At 53.0% G+C, this 23,684-nt stretch carries 34 protein-coding genes and 1 pseudogene; 14 read left to right on the top strand and 21 right to left on the bottom strand.

The features are described 5' to 3' along the window. Positions 1–230: 230 nt before the first annotated feature. The 19 genes from DPQ22_RS02420 to DPQ22_RS02505 all read right to left on the bottom strand — a co-directional run bounded on the left by DPQ22_RS02420 (position 231) and on the right by DPQ22_RS02505 (position 10,489). A complete protein-coding gene (locus DPQ22_RS02420; protein WP_150212997.1) occupies positions 231–701 on the bottom strand; it encodes a hypothetical protein in 471 nt (156 codons plus the stop codon). Continuing rightward, positions 698–1,297, bottom strand: a complete 600-nt coding sequence (locus tag DPQ22_RS02425; RefSeq protein ID WP_150212998.1) for a regulatory protein GemA — start codon at positions 1,295–1,297, stop codon at positions 698–700. Before DPQ22_RS02425 ends, DPQ22_RS02420 begins: the two co-directional genes overlap by 4 nt. Then, positions 1,294–1,434 (bottom strand): hypothetical protein, encoded by a 141-nt coding sequence (locus DPQ22_RS08760; RefSeq protein ID WP_190323103.1) that lies wholly within the window; start codon positions 1,432–1,434, stop codon positions 1,294–1,296. The genes DPQ22_RS02425 and DPQ22_RS08760 overlap by 4 nt, the downstream gene beginning before the upstream one ends. Next, positions 1,431–1,652, bottom strand: coding sequence for a hypothetical protein (locus DPQ22_RS02430; protein WP_150212999.1), 222 nt, complete (start codon positions 1,650–1,652; stop codon positions 1,431–1,433). The genes DPQ22_RS08760 and DPQ22_RS02430 overlap by 4 nt, the downstream gene beginning before the upstream one ends. Next, positions 1,636–2,079: a hypothetical protein gene (locus DPQ22_RS02435; RefSeq protein ID WP_150213000.1), complete on the bottom strand. Its 444-nt coding sequence runs from the start codon at positions 2,077–2,079 to the stop codon at positions 1,636–1,638. Before DPQ22_RS02435 ends, DPQ22_RS02430 begins: the two co-directional genes overlap by 17 nt. Further along, positions 2,006–2,545 (bottom strand): hypothetical protein, encoded by a 540-nt coding sequence (locus DPQ22_RS02440; RefSeq protein WP_150213001.1) that lies wholly within the window; start codon positions 2,543–2,545, stop codon positions 2,006–2,008. Before DPQ22_RS02440 ends, DPQ22_RS02435 begins: the two co-directional genes overlap by 74 nt. Further along, positions 2,529–3,026, bottom strand: coding sequence for a class I SAM-dependent methyltransferase (locus DPQ22_RS02445; RefSeq protein ID WP_150213002.1), 498 nt, complete (start codon positions 3,024–3,026; stop codon positions 2,529–2,531). The genes DPQ22_RS02440 and DPQ22_RS02445 overlap by 17 nt, the downstream gene beginning before the upstream one ends. A gap of 3 nt (positions 3,027–3,029) precedes the next feature. Beyond that, complete coding sequence (locus tag DPQ22_RS02450; RefSeq protein WP_150213003.1) at positions 3,030–3,800, bottom strand: DUF5131 family protein; 771 nt, start codon at positions 3,798–3,800, stop codon at positions 3,030–3,032. 47 nt (positions 3,801–3,847) lie between these two features. Next, positions 3,848–4,246, bottom strand: a complete 399-nt coding sequence (locus DPQ22_RS02455) for a hypothetical protein (protein ID WP_150213004.1) — start codon at positions 4,244–4,246, stop codon at positions 3,848–3,850. A 25-nt stretch (positions 4,247–4,271) separates the two neighbouring features. Then, positions 4,272–4,589: a hypothetical protein gene (locus DPQ22_RS02460; protein ID WP_150213005.1), complete on the bottom strand. Its 318-nt coding sequence runs from the start codon at positions 4,587–4,589 to the stop codon at positions 4,272–4,274. Beyond that, complete coding sequence (locus tag DPQ22_RS02465; protein ID WP_150213006.1) at positions 4,586–4,885, bottom strand: hypothetical protein; 300 nt, start codon at positions 4,883–4,885, stop codon at positions 4,586–4,588. Before DPQ22_RS02465 ends, DPQ22_RS02460 begins: the two co-directional genes overlap by 4 nt. A gap of 63 nt (positions 4,886–4,948) precedes the next feature. Then, positions 4,949–5,554 (bottom strand): DUF3164 family protein, encoded by a 606-nt coding sequence (locus tag DPQ22_RS02470; protein WP_246681442.1) that lies wholly within the window; start codon positions 5,552–5,554, stop codon positions 4,949–4,951. A 106-nt stretch (positions 5,555–5,660) separates the two neighbouring features. Further along, the gene (locus DPQ22_RS02475) at positions 5,661–5,900 is read right to left on the bottom strand and encodes a hypothetical protein (RefSeq protein WP_150213007.1); all 240 of its coding nucleotides are present in this window, start codon (positions 5,898–5,900) and stop codon (positions 5,661–5,663) included. A gap of 12 nt (positions 5,901–5,912) precedes the next feature. After that, positions 5,913–6,227, bottom strand: coding sequence for a hypothetical protein (locus DPQ22_RS02480; RefSeq protein ID WP_150213008.1), 315 nt, complete (start codon positions 6,225–6,227; stop codon positions 5,913–5,915). Further along, positions 6,214–6,597 (bottom strand): LysR family transcriptional regulator, encoded by a 384-nt coding sequence (locus tag DPQ22_RS02485; RefSeq protein WP_150213009.1) that lies wholly within the window; start codon positions 6,595–6,597, stop codon positions 6,214–6,216. The genes DPQ22_RS02480 and DPQ22_RS02485 overlap by 14 nt, the downstream gene beginning before the upstream one ends. Continuing rightward, positions 6,590–7,156 (bottom strand): hypothetical protein, encoded by a 567-nt coding sequence (locus DPQ22_RS02490; RefSeq protein WP_150213010.1) that lies wholly within the window; start codon positions 7,154–7,156, stop codon positions 6,590–6,592. The genes DPQ22_RS02485 and DPQ22_RS02490 overlap by 8 nt, the downstream gene beginning before the upstream one ends. Next, a complete protein-coding gene (locus DPQ22_RS02495) occupies positions 7,156–7,926 on the bottom strand; it encodes an AAA family ATPase (protein WP_150213011.1) in 771 nt (256 codons plus the stop codon). Before DPQ22_RS02495 ends, DPQ22_RS02490 begins: the two co-directional genes overlap by 1 nt. Before the next feature lie 27 nt (positions 7,927–7,953). Further along, on the bottom strand, positions 7,954–10,152 hold the full coding sequence (locus DPQ22_RS02500) for a DDE-type integrase/transposase/recombinase (RefSeq protein WP_150213012.1): 2,199 nt from the start codon (positions 10,150–10,152) through the stop codon (positions 7,954–7,956). 13 nt (positions 10,153–10,165) lie between these two features. Then, positions 10,166–10,489, bottom strand: a complete 324-nt coding sequence (locus DPQ22_RS02505; RefSeq protein WP_150213013.1) for a helix-turn-helix domain-containing protein — start codon at positions 10,487–10,489, stop codon at positions 10,166–10,168. 148 nt (positions 10,490–10,637) lie between these two features. On the opposite strand from DPQ22_RS02505, the gene DPQ22_RS02510 reads away from it, so the two are divergent. The 10 genes and pseudogenes from DPQ22_RS02510 (at position 10,638) to DPQ22_RS02550 (ending at position 18,788) form a co-directional block, all read left to right on the top strand. Next, complete coding sequence (locus tag DPQ22_RS02510) at positions 10,638–11,426, top strand: helix-turn-helix domain-containing protein (protein ID WP_150213014.1); 789 nt, start codon at positions 10,638–10,640, stop codon at positions 11,424–11,426. 3 nt (positions 11,427–11,429) lie between these two features. Next, complete coding sequence (locus tag DPQ22_RS02515; RefSeq protein WP_150213015.1) at positions 11,430–12,149, top strand: hypothetical protein; 720 nt, start codon at positions 11,430–11,432, stop codon at positions 12,147–12,149. A 482-nt stretch (positions 12,150–12,631) separates the two neighbouring features. Next, positions 12,632–12,880, top strand: a pseudogene (locus DPQ22_RS02520) (phage protein Gp36 family protein); the annotation flags it as partial. Continuing rightward, a complete protein-coding gene (locus DPQ22_RS02525; RefSeq protein WP_150213017.1) occupies positions 12,880–13,458 on the top strand; it encodes a hypothetical protein in 579 nt (192 codons plus the stop codon). The pseudogene DPQ22_RS02520 and the gene DPQ22_RS02525, both read left to right, overlap by 1 nt. Continuing rightward, the gene (locus DPQ22_RS02530) at positions 13,442–13,633 is read left to right on the top strand and encodes a DUF2635 domain-containing protein (protein ID WP_210244010.1); all 192 of its coding nucleotides are present in this window, start codon (positions 13,442–13,444) and stop codon (positions 13,631–13,633) included. The genes DPQ22_RS02525 and DPQ22_RS02530 overlap by 17 nt, the downstream gene beginning before the upstream one ends. Beyond that, the gene (locus DPQ22_RS02535; RefSeq protein ID WP_150213018.1) at positions 13,626–15,122 is read left to right on the top strand and encodes a phage tail sheath subtilisin-like domain-containing protein; all 1,497 of its coding nucleotides are present in this window, start codon (positions 13,626–13,628) and stop codon (positions 15,120–15,122) included. The genes DPQ22_RS02530 and DPQ22_RS02535 overlap by 8 nt, the downstream gene beginning before the upstream one ends. A 120-nt stretch (positions 15,123–15,242) precedes the next feature. Further along, positions 15,243–15,611 (top strand): phage tail tube protein, encoded by a 369-nt coding sequence (locus DPQ22_RS02540; protein ID WP_150213019.1) that lies wholly within the window; start codon positions 15,243–15,245, stop codon positions 15,609–15,611. A gap of 18 nt (positions 15,612–15,629) precedes the next feature. Beyond that, positions 15,630–16,073: a hypothetical protein gene (locus DPQ22_RS02545; RefSeq protein WP_150213020.1), complete on the top strand. Its 444-nt coding sequence runs from the start codon at positions 15,630–15,632 to the stop codon at positions 16,071–16,073. Between the two features lie 5 nt (positions 16,074–16,078). Then, positions 16,079–16,222, top strand: coding sequence for a hypothetical protein (locus DPQ22_RS08765; protein WP_190323104.1), 144 nt, complete (start codon positions 16,079–16,081; stop codon positions 16,220–16,222). Positions 16,223–16,340: 118 nt separating this feature from the next. Next, positions 16,341–18,788, top strand: a complete 2,448-nt coding sequence (locus DPQ22_RS02550) for a phage tail tape measure protein (protein ID WP_150213021.1) — start codon at positions 16,341–16,343, stop codon at positions 18,786–18,788. Here the strand turns inward: DPQ22_RS02550 and DPQ22_RS02555 are convergent. Next, complete coding sequence (locus DPQ22_RS02555) at positions 18,785–18,988, bottom strand: helix-turn-helix domain-containing protein (protein WP_150213022.1); 204 nt, start codon at positions 18,986–18,988, stop codon at positions 18,785–18,787. The two genes, DPQ22_RS02550 and DPQ22_RS02555, sit on opposite strands and share 4 nt — an antisense overlap. Positions 18,989–19,533: 545 nt before the next feature. On the opposite strand from DPQ22_RS02555, the gene DPQ22_RS02560 reads away from it, so the two are divergent. The 4 genes from DPQ22_RS02560 (at position 19,534) to DPQ22_RS02575 (ending at position 22,972) form a co-directional block, all read left to right on the top strand. Then, entirely contained in the window at positions 19,534–20,787 is a 1,254-nt protein-coding gene (locus tag DPQ22_RS02560; protein WP_150213023.1) for a DNA circularization N-terminal domain-containing protein, read from the top strand. Then, positions 20,784–21,125 carry a hypothetical protein gene (locus DPQ22_RS02565; RefSeq protein ID WP_150213024.1) on the top strand — a complete coding sequence of 114 codons (342 nt, stop codon included), beginning with the start codon at positions 20,784–20,786 and terminating at the stop codon, positions 21,123–21,125. Before DPQ22_RS02560 ends, DPQ22_RS02565 begins: the two co-directional genes overlap by 4 nt. Further along, on the top strand, positions 21,122–22,330 hold the full coding sequence (locus tag DPQ22_RS02570) for a phage baseplate assembly protein (protein ID WP_150213025.1): 1,209 nt from the start codon (positions 21,122–21,124) through the stop codon (positions 22,328–22,330). The genes DPQ22_RS02565 and DPQ22_RS02570 overlap by 4 nt, the downstream gene beginning before the upstream one ends. Positions 22,331–22,414: 84 nt before the next feature. Continuing rightward, positions 22,415–22,972 carry a phage baseplate assembly protein domain-containing protein gene (locus DPQ22_RS02575; protein WP_150213026.1) on the top strand — a complete coding sequence of 186 codons (558 nt, stop codon included), beginning with the start codon at positions 22,415–22,417 and terminating at the stop codon, positions 22,970–22,972. Here the strand turns inward: DPQ22_RS02575 and DPQ22_RS02580 are convergent, their stop codons facing one another. Next, entirely contained in the window at positions 22,973–23,530 is a 558-nt protein-coding gene (locus DPQ22_RS02580) for a hypothetical protein (RefSeq protein ID WP_150213027.1), read from the bottom strand. Between the last annotated feature and the right edge of the window lie 154 nt (positions 23,531–23,684).

The raw sequence follows: 23,684 nt of genomic DNA on the forward strand, positions 1-23,684 counted from the left end.
GGCGTATCAATCGCCGCTATAGCCAAAATCTTGGGGGTGGCAGCAAACTCGGCCAAAATTTGCCGTTGCCGCAGCGCCTTCGCGCCGCTCACGCGCGGGGCAATTTTCTGCAAAATATCGGCAGTAACAATCGGCATGGCAAACCTCGGCATAAAAAAAGCACCTGCTGCAAACAGGTGCCATTCTATAATTTTGCCTATCACTGCATAACGGGCATTATGCCCTCTGTATCACAGTTTTTGCAGATAATCCTCTATCTCTATTTGCCCGGGCAGTGCCTGTCTTCTCCGGCCGGCGCGGCGCGGTCGGCAGCTCCCGTTCTTTATTTTGCGCACTTGACGCTGCGATATGGTTAGCGCCAAGGCAATATCGCGCTGGCTATAATGCAAAGCCTGCAATTCATGCACCATATAATCCAGCCCTTCCAGGCTGAACATATTACGCGGCACTTCCAGCGTTGCACCGCCAAAAGCAGCGCATAGCTTTTGTGCATTATCGCGGCCGATCACGTTAAAGTCACTGTCATCGGCAATTTTACGCGGAACATAAATGCGGCAGCCCGGCCAATAATAGACAAGTTGCTTTGCTGTGTATATGCCGCATATCTCTGCCACTTCCCGCATTGTCTTGGTTAAACAATTCAGCGGTATTTCCGGTTTTTCAACATGAATAGCCGCAATTTGTCGTGCCAATGCTTTCATTTCTGTCCTCCTCTGATTTGCTTCCGTATCAGCTCCCCCAGCCGGGCAATTTCATCATTCAGCCTGGTTGCAATTACTTTTGGCGCTTCATATATGCCCAAAATCCGCCTTTGCGCCGCCAATACCCGGCGCTGCAGCGCTTCTGTCCGCGCTTTGCCGTGAGGCGCGTCTACCGCCCAATCAACGCCTGCCTCGCGGGCGCAAATGGCCTTGATCGCCTCAATAATCTTTGCCACCTCTGCCCCGTCCGTCAGAAATTGCGTGTGCTCCAAGCCAGTCTGACGCTTGGCAAAAGCAATCAGCGCCTTGTCATCACGATTGCGCAAAACGCCCAGATTATAGCCATTCAACCACATTGCCCGCAGCAGGCCGGCATATTTGCCGCTCACAGTGGCACTTCTCGGCCGGGCCGGCTTGGCCATGCCCGGCAGCCGGCGCAGCGCCAAAATCACCTTATGCGCCTGCTCGTAATTCATAGCGGCGCAGCTCTCTTTGCCGCATTCGCGCGCCATAAAAGCCCGCCGCGTATCTTCGTCCATGCCCGCCCGTTTTGCTTCCACATGGATAGCCGCAATCTGCCGGTTCAGTGCCTTCATTTTTGTTTCCCCAAGGCATAAAGAAAAACCGCAACCCCAAAGCCGTAATCATAGGGAGAAGAGCAGCCCAGATACCGCACAAAGAAAAACATGGGGATCGCTGTCGCCAGCGCTATCAGAGTTTTTTCCAGTGTCATGCCTCTTCTCCAGTCCATTCGGCGATAATATCTGCCTGCAATTCACTCACTAAAGTGCTTAGTGCGCCGATAATGAGCAACTGGTCAGAGCGTTCCAGCGCGCGGAATTCCGCCGGCATAAGCCGCACCCCGCCATCAGGGTGTCGGAAAATGTTCAGGTGATAGAGCAAATCTTCATGCGGCCTGCCTATCGGCCTTATATTATTCACCTGTTCCATTTTCCTTCTCCCTTTCCTTGCCGGCATTAAGACTGTCGAACAAACGGCGCATAGGCCCCTGCATTTTCAAATCAAGGCCGTCCAACAAAGCTTCTAGTTCCTTTCTGGTCAGAACCTTTTTTTCTTTTGGCTTTGCCGGCGGCAGCTTTTGCGGGCGAACAGCTCGCGCTGCCGCGGCGCGCTGACTTGCTGCAACCTCTTTCACTTCAGCCGATATTTCCTCTACAGACGGTGCAAATCCTCTATTCTTGCGCGGCACTTCAGCCCGCAAAAAGCGCATCACCGCTTCTTCTACTGCCTCTACCGGATAAGGTGCCAAGGCCATACCGGCACCGTTCATAAAAATCTCGTAATCAATAGCCTCTGTCTGATGGTAAGCGTTGAGGATAAGGACGATGGCATTCAGTTTCCGCCGATCTATCGCCATTATCTGCCTCTCGCTGTATTAGCCTTGCCGCGGCATCACTTGCCCGGCCGCGCATATATTTACCGCCATGCTCGGCCTGTTTCGCCTTTGCCGCCGCCGCTTGTGCCTGTGCTTTGCTGGCGGCTACCCAATTTTCGTCAAACCCCCGCCAGCCCTGGCTGGTCATGTGGTCAATACAGGTAGTGACAGACCAGCCAAACATCTTTCTGGCAGCGGCAAAATGCTTGACCAGGCCTTCTGCCGCGCGGCGTGTCAGCGGCATTTTTTTTGCCTTACGGTGGCTGATAAGGTCATCGGCGTCTTGGGCCGACATCATTGTTAGCAAATATTCCCGCACATCATCATTTTTGCCGGCTTTTGCCGGCAGAGCCACTTTTCCGGCAATAGGCGCGAGCACGCCGTCATGCACTAATCGGTCAATATCGGCATTTTCCGCCGGCGCCGGGCCTTTATAAAGCTGCTCCATTGCGACCCCCTTTCATGAATAATAGCCAATGGAACGGGTATTTAATCCGCCCCATATGGCCGATAATTGGCTTTTGCGGCGCCAGCGGCAGGATTTTGCGCAACGGAATATCCTTTTCCGACCATTTAAATACAAGCACACCGTGGATTTTGAGAACGCGGAAGCATTCGGCAAAGCCGCGCCGCAAATCGTCTTGCCAAAGGTTTTTGTCCTGCCGGCCATATTTGAGCGCAAGCCACGATCGCGGCCCGGCCTTAACCAGATGCGGCGGATCAAACAAGACCAAATAAAAGCTTTCATCGGCAAAAGGCATTGCCCGAAAATCCATTTGCACATCGGGATCAATAGTCAGTGTCCGGCCATCGCAAAGCGTATGGCTCTCCCGCCTTATATCGGCAAAAAGCACATCAGGATTGTCTTTGTCAGCGTGCATCATGCGCGCCCCGCAACAAGCATCAAGTATTGGTGGCAAATGCGTCATTGCTTATTCCCCCACCGGCTGGAGCGGAAAATCATGGTGCAAGACACCGTCCAGCAGCCCTTTTTGCTGGCCTTCAGGGATATGCTTCCCCCATTGTTTAAAGAAAAACGGTATGCCCGCTTGCGCGCATTTATCGCGCAAATCACGCGCCCATGCGGCTTCCATCGGCCGCGCATTCAAGCCGCTTTCTCCGCCGACAATAACCCAGTCAATGCCGGATAAATCCGCATCGGCAACGGGGCCAAGAAGCGGCTCAAATGAGATAAAATGCCGTGCCCCAGAGCATTTACGCAGTGCTTTTGTTCTACAAAGCGTTTCACTATTCTCTATGCTCGTCCCAAGCCAAACATTCAGCAAAAACGGGAAAGCAGGCGGGTATGTATAAAACAAAACTTCGGTCATGCGCTCTGGGCGCTTTGTTAATATTTGATATATATGCTGCGGCGTTGCCGCCATTATCGCCCAAATATCGGCAATAAAATTCACTGGCACATCGGGGTGAAAAAGGTCAGACATGGAATTGACAAATATCCGGCGCGGTTTTTTCCACTTGAGCGGAACAGATAATGACTTTTTGTTGCAGCGGATTTTGCCTGTCCATTTGGCGCGGCCGCCGCTTTTGCGGGTCAGGCCGGCATATTTGCGGCTGCCCATTGCCGCAAGGCGGGAGGCCATCTGCATAGCATAGCAGTTTGTGCAGCCGGGCGACACAATACTGCACCCGGCCACCGGGTTCCAAACCGCGTCTGTCCATTCAATGTTAGTTCGTGCCATTGTCATTCTCCAACTGCCATTTGATAAGCAGGCCCCGATATTCGCCGTCACAGTCTGCTTTTTTTGCAAAAAAAATCTGCCATCTGTCCTTGCGCGTTCCGACCAGGCTTCGCCCGGAACCCGTCAGCCATAGCAAAGCGTGCAATAGCAAAATTGTCACCTACAGGCTCTCCGTAACCAGTCGGATTATCTGCTTGATAGATGATTATGTCGCGTATGTAAGCGCCAGAGGTCGGGATATAGCCAATCAAGATTTTAATAGGCGTGACACTTGTGCAGATTGCTTCCCCCAGCTTACGGCAGGACTTGGTGCGCTGTCCGGTATAAAGCTGCAACCTGTCTCCCGCCCTAGCATGAGAGCGTTTGCCGAGACGCCTTATCGTCTGGCATTTCTCACCACTCGCCACCAAATCGGCGAATTGCTCTTTAAAATTGTAAACGACCATTGCCGCTTCCCTTTTCTTTGACATTTCAATGGAGGTGCGGACGCCCCAGCTTTGCCCCTTGTTGCTGTTTTTCAGCGTCCAAATAATGGAGCAAGCCGTTCGCCATAACGATGGCGATAAGCGCTTTTTCAGCCAGTGCCAGCTCAAAGATTTTTCCTTGATAGGTTTCATGTAAGAGGAGGTGGATAGTATCTTTTATTGAACGCACCAACGCCGCTTCAAAACCTTCATCTTCACAATCCTTTAAAAATACAGGCATCAAATCGGCCTGCATTTGCGCCCGCACCTCGTGCATTTTCGCGCAAATCATGCGCAATTTTTCCTCTGTCTGCTCTTTGTTCATTTTTGCGCCTCAAGGTTTATGCCGCCTGCGCCCGAAACAGATGACCAAACACCGCTTAAACGGAAACGGTATATGTCCTCTATTGTATAAGCGGCAGCCTTTTTCCGATATTTCAGCATTACAGTCAGCCCATCTTTGCGAGGATAAAAGCGGATAGCGGATATTTTAAACTCCCAGCCATCGGCTAAGAGAGCGGCATGCTTAGGTTGCAGCACTTCAATATTCGCCACCACCCATATTTTTGCTCTCTCGGCCGGAAATTTGGGCTGTTTGATAGGCCGTTTTGCCTTACGCATTTTTCATCTCCTGCAACTTCCTCTAAGAGGGCGTTTTCCTGCCCTTATTAGGGGCAGGCAATCTCACAGCTTCGCCAAATCAATGCTGATGGCTTTCCAACTGTCTTTAATACCGGCGCGCTCATAAAAGCGGATATATTCGCGGGACAACACCACCCGCATAGCATCGCGGATTGCCTGCATGGCGCGCTGCCAGCGCTCATCGTCAATATCCAGGCGCAACAGCATGAATATTTCGGAGCGATTGACCTTGCCTTCTTTATCTGTGTTGAAAGCGCGGGTGATAATGGCGCGAACTTCAGGGCGGCTGTCAGCCGTCCATTCATTCATGCACTCGTCCAGCAAGGCTTTCGCCACCTGCAATTCGCTTCCGAAATCAATGACATCAGCAACTTGCACCACCACTTTTTGCAGGCCATCATAGCTCATATATGTGCGGTTGCCTTTGCGTCCGCCTTTGGTTGCGCCATATTCCTGCTCAATTAGGGCATCAAAGCTGCCTAAATATTCAGCTACATGGCCTTTGAAACGACCAATCTGGGCAGACAGGTCTTTGGCATAAAAAATCTCGCGGCGGACAACCTCATCTTCTAACTTGTGCTGCGGCTTTACTATTTCCAAGGGAACCATACGGCCTTCCGCGTCCACCATATATTGCCTGCCATTCATGGTCACAACGCCTTTGACGGCGGCTTCACAGCTTGCCTCTTCCCGCGCCTTACTGATAAGCGCGCGCGCCTCTGCCATTCCTATTGCTGCTTTTTGCTGTTCCATTTCATTTCACCTTTCTGGCTGCGTATTCAATTTTCCAATTTTCTGATGCCGGAATTTTGCATTTCGCTGCATCTTCGGCGGCGTCATAATCAATTCTCCTGCCTCTTTGTTTTTTCCGCATATTTTTCTGCATGAGCGATAGGCGCAGCGCCTCTTTCGCATCGGCGGCAGAAAGACGATCAGCATTGCGCCAGCCGACTGCACAGTCTCTGAATCGATAGGTGATTGAATAAACCTTCATACTACGCTCTCCTCACTCTGCCGCCAGCACCGGCCGCGCCACGATAGGGAACAGCACGACATTCTCGGAAAGCAAGCTCGCCTGCATCTGTGCCACTGTCCGCTTTGCCGGCAGCGGCAGCGCGGCGTCCAGCCGGGCAAGAGCGCGGTCAAGCTGTCCTCTTGTCAGCGCCAAATCGCCAGCCTGCTGTCGTAAAATCTGAACAGTTCCTAAAATCGCCTCCCGCAATATTCGTATTTCCTGCGGGGTAAAAAAAGTTCCCGTGGTTTCAAACTGCAACATCTCATCAGCAAATTCGTCTAATGCCTGCACTTTATTCTTCGTCATAGCCCGTCTCATTACCTTCTCCCATCATGCGCACCGCTTCGGGGTTAAATTTACAAATCCGGCAAGCCTGCCAATGCTTTACCTCGGCCCGGTTACTAGTCGGGCAGCGGCGCTCGCGGAACAGCCGGCATTCTATCGCCGTTAATTCCTTACCCAGATGCGGGCAGAGCATTATTGCGTTGAGGCGCTCCATAATCGCCGCCCGCATTTTGCCAGTGCCGCCCACATATTTGCCGGCCAAGGCAGTGCTGACCGCCCCGCGCGAATAGCCGATTTTATCAGCCACGGCCTTGATACTGCCCAGCTTCTCAATGCCGGCGCGCAACAGGCTCAAAGCCTCATTATCAAGCTGCTTCCATGCCTTAGCCATTGCTGCCCGCCCCTTCATTCAGATCGACAAGCCGCCCTTTGCTCCATACAGGCGCGCGCGGCCCTGTATCTTTAATCAAACGGTAGATTTTAAAACCGTTGGAAGTTTCAGCCTGCCCAGCCTGTCGCTGCGGCAGCTCTGTTAAATAACCACTGCCCGCCAATTTGCGGATATAGGCCTGAATATTGTCATACGGGGTCGCTTCTTCCCCCGTGCAAGCCAAGATAGCCAGATCAGAGACAGTAAATCTCCGTATCAGGCGGATAGCGCGCCAAATACGCTGCCTTTGTGTGTCAGCATAAATTTTCGGCCTACCTATCGTCCCTTTTGGCCCGCTTTTCAGCATTTCGCCTTTGTCCAAAAAAGCAGAACCCGGTGCCGTGAGACTAAAACCCCCCTTATCTTCCCGGCTTAAAAAGCCGCGTAAGATAAGCTTGCTTGCTGCCTTCGCAATATATTTACGACCGATAGGCAAATGCTCTGCCAAAGCGTCAAGGCTCAAATGCCCCTTGCCAACCGCGCCCAAAACGGCAATCTGATGCGTTGCTATTCCGGCCATCACACAATCTCCGGCACATATATTGGCTGCCCGCTTTTGCGGTCATTCACCAGCAATTTGCCGGCCATATCGGCAAGCTGCATCGGCTTCTCCGGCGTGTAATCACCGCGTTTGCCGGCACGCTCAATATTGGCAATCGCCTCTTTAATTTCGCGATTATAGCCATGGGTGATTTGATGGATAAAAGCGCTCAAATCCTCGCCTACCGGCACTTCGCATATCTCACGCATAAAGCGTTGGACATCGATAAGCTCGCCCTGTTCAAACCGCACATATTGCGCGATACGGCTTGCTACTTGCGGCAACATGGTCAGATTATCGCGGATCTTGCCCATGCCGACCAAAACAAAGACAATGTCGCCCATATCGCTAAAATCGCGAATGCTCTCCATAATCCGCTTATTGCTGCTGATGTGGTCAGCCTCATCAATGATGATGCAAAAGGTCTTGCGCCGCGCTGCCATCATGCTTTGCCGTGCCAGCATTGCTTCCATGCTCTGCTCAAACCGGCTGGCATAGCTGTGCGCCGGCTGAATGCGGAATTCATTCAGCAAATCAGCGAGGAACCAGCCCGGCGTCCATTCCTTCTTGGCGCGCAGATAGATGCTCTCATTCTGCACCGCCCAGCGGTAAAGCGTGGTGGTTTTGCCTAAGCCCGGTTTCCCGTCTACCACCATCAGGCAGGCTTCCTGCGCGCCGCGCCGCTCTAAAGCAGTCAAGGCTTCGGCAAAGCGGTTTGCGTTTTCCGTATTGACAAAGACATTCTTCATTTCTATCCTGACCTTTCCTCTGTGCTCTCAAGCGGCAGCGCTTGCCCTTGCTATCTCCACTAATGCTTGCAGGTTTACGCCATTGCTTGAGAGCCAATCTTTCATGGCATGGGTTGCCAGCAAATCTTCCCTGATATTCGCTCTGTCCTGTGCCGTTGCCCGTTCCGGGTTGGCGATAAGCCACAGCGCATAATCAATATCTCCCTTAAAATTCGGCCGGGCATTTGGGTCGGCGGCCACATTTTCTGCCCGCGGCGCCGGCAAAACCTTAACCGCTTCCAGCGCCGGCACGGGCGACACGATTTGCGGCAGCGGCCGCGTGGTATGCGCCGCAATCACCATGGTGCGCAATTCGGCATCAATCACATCGGCCTTCCTGCCCACCCGGGCGCGCCGGCCTTTATGGCGCTTTTCGGCCGCTTTCTCGGCTGCCGTCATCGGCACCATGCGCGTCTTATGCCCGGCAAAAGCCGCTTTGCCGATAAGCGCGCCCGGCCGCCGCTCACCGTCTATCATGGTGATAGCGCGGCAAATAACGCTGTCGGCATTAGTCGGGTCATAAGCGATAATCACCTCTTCGCCGTGATAGCTCTCCAGATCGCCGCAGAAATACTGGTTATCAAACAACTCAACCACGCCGCGGCGGGTTCGCCTAATTTCCCAAATCAGCCGCAATTCCGCCAGTTCTGCCGCGTCCACTATATCGGCCGTCCAACCTTGCGCTTCCGCCAGCCGCCACGCTTCATTGGGGCTTAAATGCCGCTTTTTGCCCGTTTCCGGGTCTATAATAGCGTCCAGCGAGCGGTGCGGCCGGGCATTATAATCGGCAATCATATCGGCACAGGCTTCCATAAAAGCTGCCCAGCTCGGCAAAGTGGCTGATATGCCGGTCTCGGCCAGCTCTTTACGCGTTACCTTATGCACGGCCTGCGCCGCTTCCTTGTCCATATCGCCGCCCAAATAAGTCGGCATTGTCCGGGCAAGGTTCGTCCAATGCCGGTTAAACCGTTCAATCAAGCCCTTGGCCTGCGAATTGTAAGGCAAAGCGTGCATCGGGGTGATACTTAGCCGCTCCAGAAGCCCGGTTAAGCTGTCTTCCATCGCCGCGTTTTTGTAGCCCGGCCCATTGTCGGTATAAAATATCGCCGGTATGCCGGCCTTGCTCACCGCCATTAACAACGCGTCCGCCACCGCATTGGCACTCTCATCAAGCGCCGCGCTCCAGCCCACTACCCGCCGGGTTTTTGCGTCAATAATGGTCGTTAGCTCGGGGCGGAAAGGCCGCCCATGCGCCGGGTGCGCAATTTCCGCATTAAAGGTCTTGCCGTCAGCCTGATACATTTCTGCCGGCATCATGTCGCTTGTGTCGCGGCTTATATAGCTCTGCATCTTCTTCAGCTCCCGCGGCCCCATGCGCCCCTTATTGCGTTCAAGCATGGTCATTTTGCCCATTGCCGTTCTTATCTGCCCAATGCTTGGCAGCTTCGCCCGTGGCTGTTCCTGCCGCCACATATCCAGCGCCTGTTGCATGCTCGGCTTGCTCGGCAAGCCGTAAAAGCGATAAAAAGCCCGTATCCAGTGCGGCACCCCGCCGGCCTGTCTTTTGGCCGGTGCCAGTGCAGCAATGGCGCAGCCGCTCTGGCGATAGCGCTTTATCCAGCGCATAACCGTGCGGGCGCTCAAGGGCGCGCTGTCCTCGCGGCTCTTATCATTGGCTTTAGCCGCCATACGCACCATTTGCTCTGTTGCCGTGCCGGCGCTCAAACCTGCCAGAAACTGCTCAATCATCACGCTCACCGCAATATCCTGCCACACTGCCTGCCGTTCAATTTCGCGCACCAGCACCAGCCGCGCTTCCATCACTTCCCGCTGCCGGGCTGTCAAATCCGCCGTGTTCTGCAGCGGCGCAATTTCTTTGCCCCCTGCCCCGGCTTGCGTCAGAACCGAAAGCGCGGTCATGTTTTCTGACGCTTCTTTTTGTCCAAGCCGCAAAAACTCTGCCTGTAAGGCTTCCTGTGCGTGCAAAGGCAATAATGAAAAGTGATATTCCCAGCCGCCGCCGCCTTCCCGCCCGGCGCGTATCCGCGCCAGAGCCGATTGCCGCCAACCTTCCCGCAATGCCAATTTTTTGATACCGAAGCGCGTTGTAGGCATATCAGCAATCACCAACCGCGCCACTGCTTCGGCAATCTCGGCATCTGTGTAATATTGCTGAAAGGCGCTCATCTCTTATTACCCGTCAAATAGCCATTTTTTGCTTTTCATTAACCATCACGCCAGCACTATTCACAGCGTCAGATTTTTTCTCTTTTAAAAATTTCTTATAAGCGTTAGAAATGACGCGGGGTTTTCTGGCCAAATATCGCTGTGGCCATAAATCCTCTGGCCTCTGCTCGATGAAGGCGGCAATAATTTCTTGAGCCTTACGGTGAGTGACGTGCTTCACTCGGCGGCAAGTCGAATCTGATAAGCAGTTCTCTCGTGCGAGTTCAGTCAAATTCGAACCACGGCGATGCACCTCTGCTTTGATTGCTTCCCAATCAAGAATGGGGGCATTTCGCATTCTGCATACCCTTCAAGGTGGCTAAAATGCCGCCTTTTAAACGGCATTAAAATAACATTCATTGTCCCCAATTAGGGATAACGAATGTTAAATTATGTAAAGTATACTTATCTGTCAAGTGGAGTTATCTTTCTTTTAGGAGAAGGCTGTGGAAAATATCGCAAAGCGGCTTATTGAGGAGAGAAATAGGATTGGCTTTAATCAAACAGCTTTCGCACGATTGCTAGGTATATCGCGGATTGCCCTAAGAAATATTGAGGCGGGAGAAAGCGTTTTTAAAATCGATGTTTTGCAAGCAGCCGCTGCCGTTGGTGTCGATATCCAGTATGTAATCACAGGCATTCACTCACAAAACACTTCTGATATAGAAGAAAAAATCGGTTATGAGCGCCAAGCTGTTAATATACATGGCAATATTAGCGGTGTTGGTATCATGACGGGCGGAAATGTGCGTATCGTCCAGACAAATATTCATAAGACGACCACGAAAGCTATCCCTAACCCCGGGAAAGAGCATATCAGCGAAGAGCAATGTGTTACACTAAGGCATCTGGTAGATAATGTAGTAGAGGCTGAACAAGCCCTAAAAAAAAGCCCTAAGACTTACAATGCGATCTGGAGCAGCGTAAATCGCCATTGTGGGGTTTCTACTTATCGCATGATAAAATCGGAAGATTTTGAAAAAGCTAGAAAATACCTTACAATGTGGATAGGGCGTTTAATGCGCTCAAAGTCTGCTCCTGTAAAAACAGGTGATGCTTGGCGGAAACGGCATTATACTTATATAAAGGTAAATTCTAAATCACCAAGCGATGAATCTGCTGTCAAAGCTTATATGAAGCGTAAATTCAAAGCTGAAAGCCTCACAGAACTTGATAATGACCAGCTTGAAGCGGTTTATAGGTATGTCGCAGGCAGGAAAAGCGCCAGAAAGTGAATTATGAAAAGTGTTAAAATAAGCGCCATTGCTACAGTTATTGCCTTGGCGTCACCTATCGCGTATGCACAGCAAGCTTTCAAGCTTAACACATCTGATTTCCTTGGTATTTATAAAAATCTAATCGGAAAATCGGTGGAAATAACTGACTGTCAGGCAAAAAGCATGGAGACACACTCTCAAGGTAGCCTAGAGTGTGTTTATGGTGAAGGTCTCGGACGCTTTATTATTTATGTTCCTACAGATAAAGTTCCGAACGACCAGCTCGCTTTCGGCCAGCGATATTGCACAGATACAGTTATTAGACGGCCCGAATGCAAAGCTACAATCCAGGGCCTAGCTGTAAAATTCCGCTTCCCGGGTGATCGTATTGACGCCGAAATTCGTGCGTCTTCTATTGAATGGCACTCGGAAGGTCTGCCGCGCCAAAAAATAACAACGGCCGATTTTATTAAAACCTATCGGCAATATGGCGGTAAGCCTGTTGAGATAACAGATTGCCACTTTGCCAAAGGCAGCAGTCCGTTCTGCAAAATTAAGGGGGATCTATGGATAGACACGGATCTAGTCCCGGAAGCAGAGCTTGCCACCGCCCTTAAATGCGCAAAAGCCTATAAATGCGTGGTATCCATATCAGGCTGGCCCATGGCTATGGACACAGCCGGCATTCGGGCAACTTCTATAGTTATCACTCAGCAGGAAGAGAAAAAGAGCTGGTGGTGAGTCACACTATATATTGTGTCAACCACAATATTAGGCGCGCAACCTTATCCATCTCTCTGTTTAAATCATCAGTCAGCGCTCAATTTCTATCACCTTGTTTATATTTACTTTTTCAAGGTTGCAACTTAGCCTGCTCTTTTTGTGCTAAAGTTGCAACCTCAAATGCTAATTTGCAAATTCATTTGTCAAAATGCGCTAAAACTTTTGGCAAAACATCTGACCAGCAACGCAAAGCCCTCATGCGCTTGGCTGCATAAACCCTGGGGAAACCATAATGAACAGGTTTGATTTCATTCTGCACGCGTTTTGAGCAGCTATTGGGCACATTCCGCGCAGCTTTGAGCACTTTTGCACAGGCGAATGCTTATGCTGTTTTTGGCAATTTTTTCTCAAAATCTCTTTTTTATTATTAAATATCAATATCATATTATTTGACAAATATTCCCTCACTTTTTGACAAATGATCCAGCCCCTTACAGCAACAGCCGCCGGCGGATCTTGTCCGCGCCGCTTGCATCATCGCCCGTTATGATCTGGCCAAATCCGGCCGCAGCGGGCCAACAGAAACAATGGCAGAGGAATTTAAAGGTGTCATAAAATGGCTGCAAGATGTGCAAAAGGGTATCGCGCAGCTTGATGCGCCGAAAGCCGGCCTTGCCGGAGAAAGCAGCGGCAGCCGTTTTTCTGACAGAGAGCCGATTTTTACGCCCGACAATTTGCGGTGGTCATAATGGTTGCGTCTTATAATACGCCGATCCGCCGCATGTCTCCCGTTATTGAAGAGCGGTTGCGGCTGGTTTTTCCCAAAAAACTGTTCCAGATAGACCGCGCCCCGGCCATTATGACGGTGAAGGAATATGAGCGCATTACCCGGCAATCACCATTTATCGGCCTTGCCTTCCTGTCAATTCAGGTTGGTGCTGCCAGCGGCCGGGAAATGCTTTGCCAATATCACTGGCGGCTTATCTGCGTGCTCAAAGCCACAGGCAGACTGGATCGCCGCTTTAAAGGCGATGCGCGCGATATGGGCATGGACGATATAATGGACGTGGCTATCGCCTGCCTGCATGGCCATAGCTTCAATGAGCTTGGCGCTTGTGAGGTGACAAGCGCCGATAGCGTCTTTCTGGAAAGCAAAGCAGCAGAATTTGCTGATGAAGATACGATAATGGCACATATCAATTTTGTTATTTCATCAACCTTGTCGGCCGCAGATCTGCGGCTGACAGATCCGGAAGATTTTAAAGGCCTGAATGTGTCATGGCTGGTGAATGGTGAAAAAGGAAGTGAAAATGCAGAAAAAGCTTAAACCTGCCGGCAGCCTTCCGGTGCTGATGGAAGATGGTGAGATGTTCCCCGCTGCCGGGGCGGAAGTGGAAATGTCGCAATATTACCGCCGCCGGCTCAAAGACGGCGATCTGGTGGAAATAACGGGCGGTGCCGCGCGGCCGGCTCGGACAGAGAAGGATAAGAATAATGGCTGATTTTACTTTTGACGAAATCCCGCTGGACTGGGTTGAGCCGGGCACTTATTTAGAGGCGCGGCCCAATTACGCACAACTTGGCCTGCTGCCTTACCCGGTCAAAAATCTGATTATCGGCCAGATTTTATCGACAGGCTCTTTAAAAGAGGGCGAGATTGTTGAAGTGGTTAATGCCGATGACGCTATTGCGCTTTTCGGCGCCGGCTCCAGCGGGGCGGAAATGGTCAAGGCGTTTAGAGCGGGCAACAGCACCCAGCCTCTTTATGTAACAGGTCTGCTTGATGATGTCTCCGGCGTTGCCGCTACCGGCAGCCTGGCATTTAACGGCACAGTCAGCGCAGCTTCCGTGCTGCGTTTTAAAATTGGCGGCCGGTCGGTCAAGATTTCGGTAGCGGCTAAAGATGATATGCCGGCTATCGCTACCAAACTTGCGGCGGCGATTAGCCAAGATGATGCTATGCCGGTAAAGGCAACGGCAGCGATCGGCACGGTGAGCCTAACCGCCAAATATACCGGAGAGCTGGGCAATGATATAGATTTCCGCGTAGATAGCGCCGCGGCGCCCTTGCCGCAGGGGCTTGATGTTACTATCACTCCCATGGCCGATGGCGCCGGCAATCCCGACATTAACAAAGTGCTGGATAGCTTGGCGCAAAACTGGTTTACCTCACTATCAGTGCCGTGGACGGACAAAACCAATATGGAAGCGCTGGCCCTGTGGCTGGACGAACAGTTCAAAGCCATGAGCAAGCGCGATTGTCTGGGCTTTGTCGCCAAGCGGGCCGGCTTTAGTGAGGCAGTGGCATGGGGCAAGCTCACCAATTGCGCCTTCCTCTCCGCCGCGCCGCTGAAAGCCTCACCGACATCGAGCTGGGCACTGGCTGCCAGCCTGCAAGGTATTGCCGCCAAACATTTGGCCGATGACCCGGCGCGGCAATTGCGCACTCTGATGCTGCCCAATGTGCAGGCGCCGGATAGCGCTGACCAGTGGACAGAGCAGGAACGCGATTTGCTTCTGCGTAGTGGCTGCTCCTCACTCACCTGCACGGCCGAGGGTGCAGTCACCATCAGCCGTATTATTACGACTTACAAGCATAATAATTTGGGCACGGCCGATCGCGCCTGGCTGGACATTATGACATCAGCGACAGTCAGCCGTATCCGTTATGATTGGGCGGCTTTTATCACCCTTAATTATCCGCGCTGCAAGCTGGCTGACGATGACGATGTGGCTGCTTTTGCCGGCCGGCTGGATAGTAACGGTCTGCCCGATAATGCGGTGGTGACCCCCGGCCGCATGAAGGCAAGCTGGGCCGGGCGCTGCGCTCTTTACGCCAATCAAGCATGGATTATCGACGTGGATCAGACGATCCGCGACAGCATTTTTGAACGCTCGCCGAGCGATAAAAACCGTATGCAAAGCCGTCAGCGCATTAACATTATCGGCAATTTGATGGTTTTTGCCGGCAGTCTGGAATTCCGGGCTTAGTAATTTGCGCTCACGGCAGCAGGGCAAGCCCTGCGCCTGCGCGGGCGCGCCAAATGATTGGCGGCGGCCATTTGGCCTTGCGGGGCAAGTGCCCCGATACAAACAGAAAGGATTGTAATAATGGCACAAACAGTCGGCATTGTGGATATTTATTGGCGCGGCCAATATATCGCCACGGAAAAAGGCGGCACTCTCCGCCTTGGCGGTTTGAAGAACAATGCGGTCACTTACGGCCGCCGCGTTGATCGGGCGCAGGAATATCAGGGCGCGGAAATCAACGCCACCACCAATTTGCGGCGCGGACAAAGCTTTGCCAGCCTGTTTGATGTTGATGAGGGCGAGCTGCAAGTGCTCTGCGATACGGGGCAGACTTATGTCTTTGAAGACGCCTTTTACGAAGGCGATCGGCCGCAAATTACCGGGGGCGAAGGCGGCAAGCTGGCGCTTAAATGGGCGGCCAGCGCCGGCAAGGAAGTTTTGAAAAATTAAGGAAGTAAGGAGCAGGAAATGAAGGAAGTAATTATGGACGCAGAGCTGGTGACAGCAGCCGGGATTGAGCCGCAGGCAGATATTGTCATTGATGAAACAGCGGCTGCCGGTGCGGCGGTGGTTGATGAGGCAGCGGGTGATGAGGCTTTGCCGGCGCGGGCAATCCGCAATGCCAACGGCACAATCACCTTGCCTTTGCGCTTTCCCGTATCTGTTAAAGTAAAAAAAGCCAATGGCACAATCGCCGAAGAAAAATATGACCGGCTGACTTTCCATTACCTGACCGGCGCGGACGTGCGGGCGATTATGACCGCGCCGAAAGACATGGCCAATATCACCACTTTCAGTCGTGCTACCAAAATCAACCAGGCGGTTATGAATGTGCTGTTTGACCAGCTCCATGTGGCCGACATCAATGACGGTGTAAAAATCATGGCTTTTTTTACCGAGGGGAAGGCCTGAAAAATATGATGGTGCTGATGGGCGCACTCGCTGAGATTGCGTCCTTCAGCGCCGCCGAGATTGAAGGCATGACGCTTACGAAAATGCAATTTTGGGCAGAATGCCTGAATCTTTATCATGAAGAAGTAAGGCAGCAAAACGGGGCATAGCCCCGGCTAAGGCCGACCGGCCGCCGGCGGCTTCAGCGCCGCCCCCGCGGAGGCGAGGCGAAGCCTCTGCCGGTGTTATCATAGATGCGCGCAAGGTGTGCAACGCAAGGAGATCATAATGGCCGGCAACAGGGATATGAAGCTCAATATCCTTGTGAATTTGAAAGATCAGGTATCCGGCGGTCTGAATAAAATTACGGCCAATATACGCAAAATAGGCGCTGCGGCCGGCATTATTGCCGGCATCAGCTTTATGGCACCGCTTAATGAGGCCGCCGCTTTTCAGCAACAGCTTTTAGATATTGCCGGCACGGCAGAATTGTCGGGCAAACAGGCCTTTGCCTTTGTTGATCAGGCTAAAACGCGCTATGAGGCCATGGCGCTGGAAATCGCGCAATCGTCCCGCACCATAGCCGAAGGTGCCGGCAGCATGATTGCTGCCGGCATTAGCCGGGCGGACGTAGATGCCTCTATCCGCGATATTGGCAAGGCCGCTACCGCTGCCAATGCCGATTTTGCCGATATGAGCCGTGTCGCTACCAGCATGATGATGAACTTGAAGCTGCCGGCCAACCAGGTAAAAGACGCATTAGGCGCTCTGGTGGTGGCCGGCAAAGACGGTTCATTCGAACTTAAGGACATGGCGCGCGAATTTCCCAACCTCACAAGTGGCATGGCCAATCTGGGCATAAAAGGCCGCGAAGCGGTCAATACCCTATCGAGCATGGCGCAAATCGCCATGAAATCCGCCTCAATGCCCAGCCAGGCGGCCACTAATCTCGGCGATTTTATTTCGCAGATCCAAAGCCCGCGGGTGGCAAAATCTATGGCCAAAATGGGTGTAGATATTCAGGCCGTAATGATGGACGCTTCGGCCAAGGGCATTAACCCGCTCGAGGCGGCGCTGCAAAAAGTCAGTCAGGTCGCGGGCGTCAGTGGTGAAACCATTAGCAAATATATGAAAGAGGCGGAAGGCCGCGGCCTCAAAGGCGCGGAAGCAATGGGCTTTGTCCGTGAGCAGTTGGAGCGGATCGGCGCCGGCGGCAATCTTTCTAAAATATTCGGCAATCAACAGAGCCGCGATTTTGTCATCGCCATGCTCGGCAATATGGACGAATATCTGAAAATCAAGAAACACGTGGCCGAGGCCACCGGTGCCAATACAGAGAAGGATTCTGCCACCCAGATAAAGGGCCTCAATCGCCAATTAGTGATTTTTAGCGAGATCGGCACACAGGCGGCGCGCGAAGTGGGCTTTGCTTTTGGCGCCTGGTTGCCAATGATCAATGACCTGTTCGGCGGCTTGTTGAAAAAATTCCGGCAATGGGACGCTGACAGCGGCGGTATGCTCAAAAAAGCGCTGTCGCTCGGTGCCGGCATTACCCTGCTGGCGGCCGGGCTGGGCGCAATCAGCCTTGTTTTGCCGATTGTCACCGCCGGCTTTAGTGCCCTGGCCGGGATTTTCGGCGCGTTGCTGTCGCCTGTCGGCCTGCTCATTGCCGCTCTGGCCGGTGCCGCTTATTTGATTTATGAGAATTGGGAAACAATCGCCCCCATGCTGGCCGGCTGGTGGGGCAGCATAAAAGAGAGCAGCCTTGCTGCCTGGGCGGGCATTAAAGGGGCATGGAGCAAGCTTGTCCCCTATATGAGCCAGCTTTGGAGCAAAATATCGCGTGATGCCGGGCGGGCATGGCAGGCGATAGTGCCTATAGCGGAGCGCGCCTGGGGAGCAATTAAAAACGCGGCGGCCAATATTTTTGCCGGCATAAACTGGGATAATGTCGGTGCAACCGTCTTGCGCGCTTATGAGGCCACCATTCGCGCACTTGGCAATGCCTGGGAGTGGCTCGGCCGCGTTTGGGAAGATGCCAGGCCTTATATGGAAGGCATCGGCCAGAGCCTCACCCGCACTTTCGGCACTATGGGCGGGGTGGTGCAGAATGTTCAGGGCATTGCCGGCGGCCTGCTCGATCTGGCCGGCGCTATCGCCAAATGGCTGGGTTTTGGCAATGATAAATCCGGCGTGCCGGAATTTCTGGGCGATATTATCGGCTTTTTGGGGCAGCTCGCGGCGCTGGGGCTGGAAGGTGTGGCAAATGCGCTGCAAATAATCAGCGGTGCCTTGCGCAGCCTTATAGATTTGCTCAACGGCAAAGCGCCTGACTGGGAGAATTACTTTCCAAAAGGGCTGGTTTCCTTTGTCAATAAGCTGGGCACCGGCATCAGCAATATCAGCAAGGCGATGCACAGCCTCACCGGCGAGACTTTTGTCGGGCGGGATATGGTAGAAGTAAAACCCGGCGATATGGCGCAAATCAATGCCCGGGCTGATGCCGGCCAGGCCGCGCTTCAGCAAATGCCCGGTTATGATACTAACCGAACCGCCGGTGATTTTTTCCGCCAGAATGGCGGCATTGACGGCCTGCCCATGCCGGCGCCGGTAAAGATTGACAATAAAGCCGAAATGACAGTCAAAGTTTTAGGCGGCCAAGCCGAAGTCAGCGGCCGCTTTAATGGCGAGCCGATCAACGCCGTTGACGGCGGCCGTATGATTGCCCGCCCTTAATCGCCATAGGGCTTTAACCCGGCGGCAATCGCCGCACAGGCAAGGGCAATAGCATGCGGAATTGCCGCCGGCTTGCCGTTGCCTGTTCGGCCACGCTCATAGTTTTCTACTGTTATCGTGGTCAAATGTAATGTTGCAGCGGCCTTTGCCTGGCTAAAACCCATTTCTTTGCGCCAAGACTTGAATTTTTCTTTATCCATTGCTATTATATCCAGATAAAGGAAGGTGAAGACTGATTGGCCTAATCGGTTCGGGGGTTTTACGCCCCGAACCTTTTAAGTTAGAATTTCAAAATCAATTCAATGTGCCAGCAAAGAATTTTCATTTGAAACCTAACATATTTAGGCTTTCTCAATAGTCTCACCTTCCTTTCTGCTTTGTAAGAGAACTATCTCTCTTACAAAAACAACTTACCTAAAATATTTAGGTAACGCAAGCGCAAATTTGCATTTTTTTCAGAAAATTTCTTTTTTGTTTGCGCGCGCCGGCGGCCAACCCGCGCGTGTTTTCTGCCTTATCCGCGCCTTGGCGCGGATAGGTTTTTGCCTGTGGCTGCGCCATAATCGGGGGCATAAGCCGGCGCGGTTTCCTCCCGCTTCTCGCGCCGGCTTTTCCACCTCACAAAAAGGCGCGCCTGATAATGCTTTATATTTTGAATGGGCTGATTATTTTGTCATTTTTAGCATGGGCCGGCTGCCTGTTCTGGGGTGCTGTGGCGTTTATTCGGGCAGACAGGCGGCGATAAATGGCACTACCACCCCCTTTGCCCGGCCTGATGCCGGCCAGCTTTCGCGGCATCGGCTTTTATGCGCCCGATGTCTCAAGCGAAGTAGGCCGCCGCATTGCCGCGCATTATTTTCCCGGGCTGGATATTGCCGCCTATGATGATCACGGCAAAAGCCCGGAAAAAATCACCATAGAGGGTATGTATGTGGGTGATGATTATATCGCTCACGGCAAGGCGCTTAAATCCGCCTTTGAGCAAAACGGCACCGGCACATTGATGCACCCGTGGTGGGGTGCTATCCGCGCGGTTATTGTCGAGCAGGCCACCGTCAGCTATTCGGCGGCCGAGCTGCGGGTGGTGCGTTTTTCCGCCACATTTGAAAAGGCCGAAGACAATATATTAGGCAAGCTGTTTGGTGCCCTCGGCTTGGGAACAGTGCCCAAATTACTGTCATCGGCTTTAACTCTGGCAAAACAGGCGCAATTTGCCATTAGCCTGGTAAGCGGCAACACATTGTCGCGCTTGTTATCGGACGCGGTCAGCCGCACTGCCGGCACATTTGCCGGCGCTATTGGCGGCCTTGCCGGCGCGCCCGGCACAATATTAAGCGGCTTTTTGCCAAAAGTGCTGCCCACTTCCGCCCCCGCCTTTGGCCAGATGATTGAGGGCGTGGCCAATAATCTGATCAAGGCCACGGTAAATACAGCCATATCGGCCGTGGCGCCGGCTGCCGGCGCGGTTGTGCCGGCGCCGCTTTTATCGGCCGATGCGGCGCTTGGCGCCGCTCTGGCTGTGGCCGACAGCCTGACAACCGCCAGTGCCCAGGCGGTGAGCACGGTAGATCGCGCTTTATTGGCTGCCGGCAGCGGCACTATGCTGGCCGCGGCGGGGCAGTTGGCGACAGATATTGCCCCAGTGAGCCGCAAAGCGGCGCTGGCCACGCGCAAGCAGATAGCTGACAGCCTCAATGCCTATTCAGACACCCTTCAAAGCCTGTTTGAAACGCCTTTGGCCGATGCCGCCAGCCGCCTTTATCGCGCCGCCGGCGCGGTCAAGCCGGCGGCAATAAATGATATTAACGAGACTATCGGCCGTTTGCCGGCCACTGTGTTGCTGGAGCTTGATCGCGGTGCCGATGCCTGGCTGATCGCCAATATGCTTTATGGCGACAAGCCGCAGGAGCTTGAGGACACCTATGCCGATCTTATCAGCCGCAACAGCCTGCGCCACCCGGCCGCCATTCCCGCCGGCAAAATAGAGGTGCTGCCATGATGCCGCAAGCTCCATTATCGGCGAAAGAAATAGCAAAAGAGTTTCGCCGGCGTCAATTTAAAGAATTTGATGAGGCTTTATGCGGACTGGACAGAGGCAAACAAAAAGCAGATTTTATCTTGCAGCACGACACTCTTTACCGCTCATATCTTTCAGCCGGGCAGGAACTTGCTGCTCACCGTCTGGCTTTGGAAATACTTATGCCGCAGCCGGAATTCGGTAAAAAGAATGCTGAATTTTCTAGAATATATTCGGGTGATGATTTAATCCAGCACATTGCCGATATGTTCCATGTTCTGCCGTGCCATGCAGCCGAGCGTTTGGAGGTGCTGCCATGAGAGCTATTCAGCTAAAGATTGATGGCCAAGTCTATGAACAGTGGACAAGCGCTGAGGTGTCAAGGGATTTGAAGAATTTCGCCGGCACTTTCCGCTTTACCTGCCGCGACAGCTTCCGCGCGCAAGCCACATTCCTTTACGCCTCTTCCATTCCACCGGTTTTTCAGCTCCGCCCGGGGGCAGAGGTGGAAATCACCGTGGAAGGTGAGCTGGTGCTTAAAGGCTTTATTGAAACAGTCAGCCCCAGTATTGATGAAAATGAAGCCAGCGTTACCATTAGCGGCAAGGACAAGGCGGGCGATCTGATTGATTGCGCGGCTTCGGAAAAGGGCGGCGATTTCAAAAACAGCAAGCTGGAAGATGTGGCAAAAAAGATTGCCGGGCCTTACGGGCTTTCGGTGCGGGCGGAGGTAGATACGGGTGAGATTTTCAGCCGATACGGGCTGGACATGGTGGAAACCGGGCTGGCGGCGCTGGAAAAGGGCGCCCGGCAAAGGCAGCTTTTGCTGCTGTCAGATGGCGTGGGCGGGCTGGTTATCACCCGCAGCGGTGCGCAACGCGCCCCAGCAGCACTGAAACTGCCTGGCAATGTCAAAAGCTCCAGCGGCACTTTTACGCATAAGGGGCGCTACAGCAAGACCATTGTCCGCGGCCAGGGCGAAAAGGCCGGCGGCAAAAGGCTGGACGGCAAAGCCGCGCCGCTCGGCGCCGGCAAAACTGTCAAGCCGGAAGATCGCAAGCCGGGCGATGGCAGCGCGACAAAAATTGAGGCGGCCGGCGTCTGTGCTATTGGTGAAGCGGTTGATGACGAAGTCAAGCGCTACCGGCCGCGCGTGCATCTGGCTGCCACCAAAAGCGATACAGCCGCTTGCAAATCAGAGGCCGACTGGCGCAGCCGTTCTTCCCGCGGCGCCGGCGAGGAAATGCGCTATGTGGTGGCGGGCTTTAAGGCTAATGGCAGCCTTTGGAAGGTTAATCAGATGGTTTATGTGTCTGACGCCTATCAGGTGCTGGAGCGTGATATGTTGATTTGTGGCACCAGCATGCGTGAGGACGATAGCGGTCAAACCACCGAAATCACTATTGTCAGCCCGGAAGCTTTTGATAATAAAGATGTCGGCGGCCGGCGCAAAAACAAAAAAGCAAAGGGCAAAACCGGCACAGGCGGCGCGCTGGACGGCACCGCCAGGCCGCTGGGCGGGTAAATTTCTTACGATTAGCCACGCGCGGGTAATCTTTATCGTGACGCGCGCCGGGTTGGCGGGCGGCGGCGCGCAAAAGGAAAAAATATGGATAATGAAACGGCCGGGAAAATCCGCGGCATGATCCGCCGGGTGGTGGTCACCAAAGTAGATGATAGTGGCGGCACCCAGACAGCCGCGGCCACAATCGGCCAGGGCGTGGAGTTGGCGGCGGTCGAAGTTTTGCAGCCTTTCGGCCTGGCCGGCCATGCACCGGTAGACGGCGCAACGGCTCTCTGCCTGATGGCCGGCGGCGATGAAGGTGACCCCGTGCTGCTCCCCATGGCCAACCCGTCAAAGCGCTTTGGCGGCTGCGCAGAAGGCGATGTCGCGCTTTATAATAGCGGCGGCGATTATGTAATGCTGCGCGCCGGCGGCACATTGGAAATAGTAATCGGCGCCGCTGCTGTTTTAGAGCTGCCCGCCGGCATGGTAATCAAAGCCCCTGCGGTGAAAATTGAAGGCGGCCGCCTAAAAGTGGATAAAGACATTATCTGCCATGGTGATGTGAGCGATAAAAAAGGCAGTATGCAAGAGATGCGCGATACTTATAACGGCCACAGCCACCCTTCAGATGGCACCCCACCAAATAACAAGATGGAGTGATTATTTCTTTTCTATAGCAGTAGTCACGGCGTTTGTGCCGTTTATATTGGCCTTGTAAGTAGTTATAATAAACCCTGTATTATCAGGAAATTTTTCTATTTTTGTCTCTTTTGCCACTGTGGCTTTTGCTATTTCTTGAGAGATATTGTGGCGCTCATTCATACTGAGTTTTGGGTCAACCAGCCCTACCATCGCCGCAGTGGCAAAGCCAAAACTAACAATATCCACATCGGCAATTTTTTCAGCTTTTGCCCAATTTTCCCAGCTTACGGTAAAAATATTTGCTTTATCGCCTTTTTTATCAGATGCCGCTAAAAAATGCACATTATCAAGCGCAACGCCGGCCATATTGATGCTGTAAAGGCAGCTATAAACACTGTCTTTGCTGCTCCCCGTTGTACAGAGTATTTTCTTTATGGCTAAATTCGGTGCTCCTGCTACGATCGCCTGTTTGCGAAAAGCGCTTACAACATTTTCAGGTAAGCCATTATACCCGGCTGCCCCCGCCGCACCCACCATAGCCAAAATCGCCGCTCCGGCCAGCAAAATTCTCCGCATTTGACTCTCCTCTAAAAATATTTGCGGTAGGCTATAAAAAACCACTTGCCAAGACAAGTGGAAAATGCAATAAAGGGGGCACTAAAAGCAGCAAGCGGAAACCGCACCCGTCAGACCAGCGGTTTTTTTGTGCCTTATGCACAGACAGCCAAAA

This window comes from Candidatus Tokpelaia sp., assembly GCF_008636115.1.
GTDB lineage: Bacteria > Pseudomonadota > Alphaproteobacteria > Rhizobiales > Rhizobiaceae > QLZD01.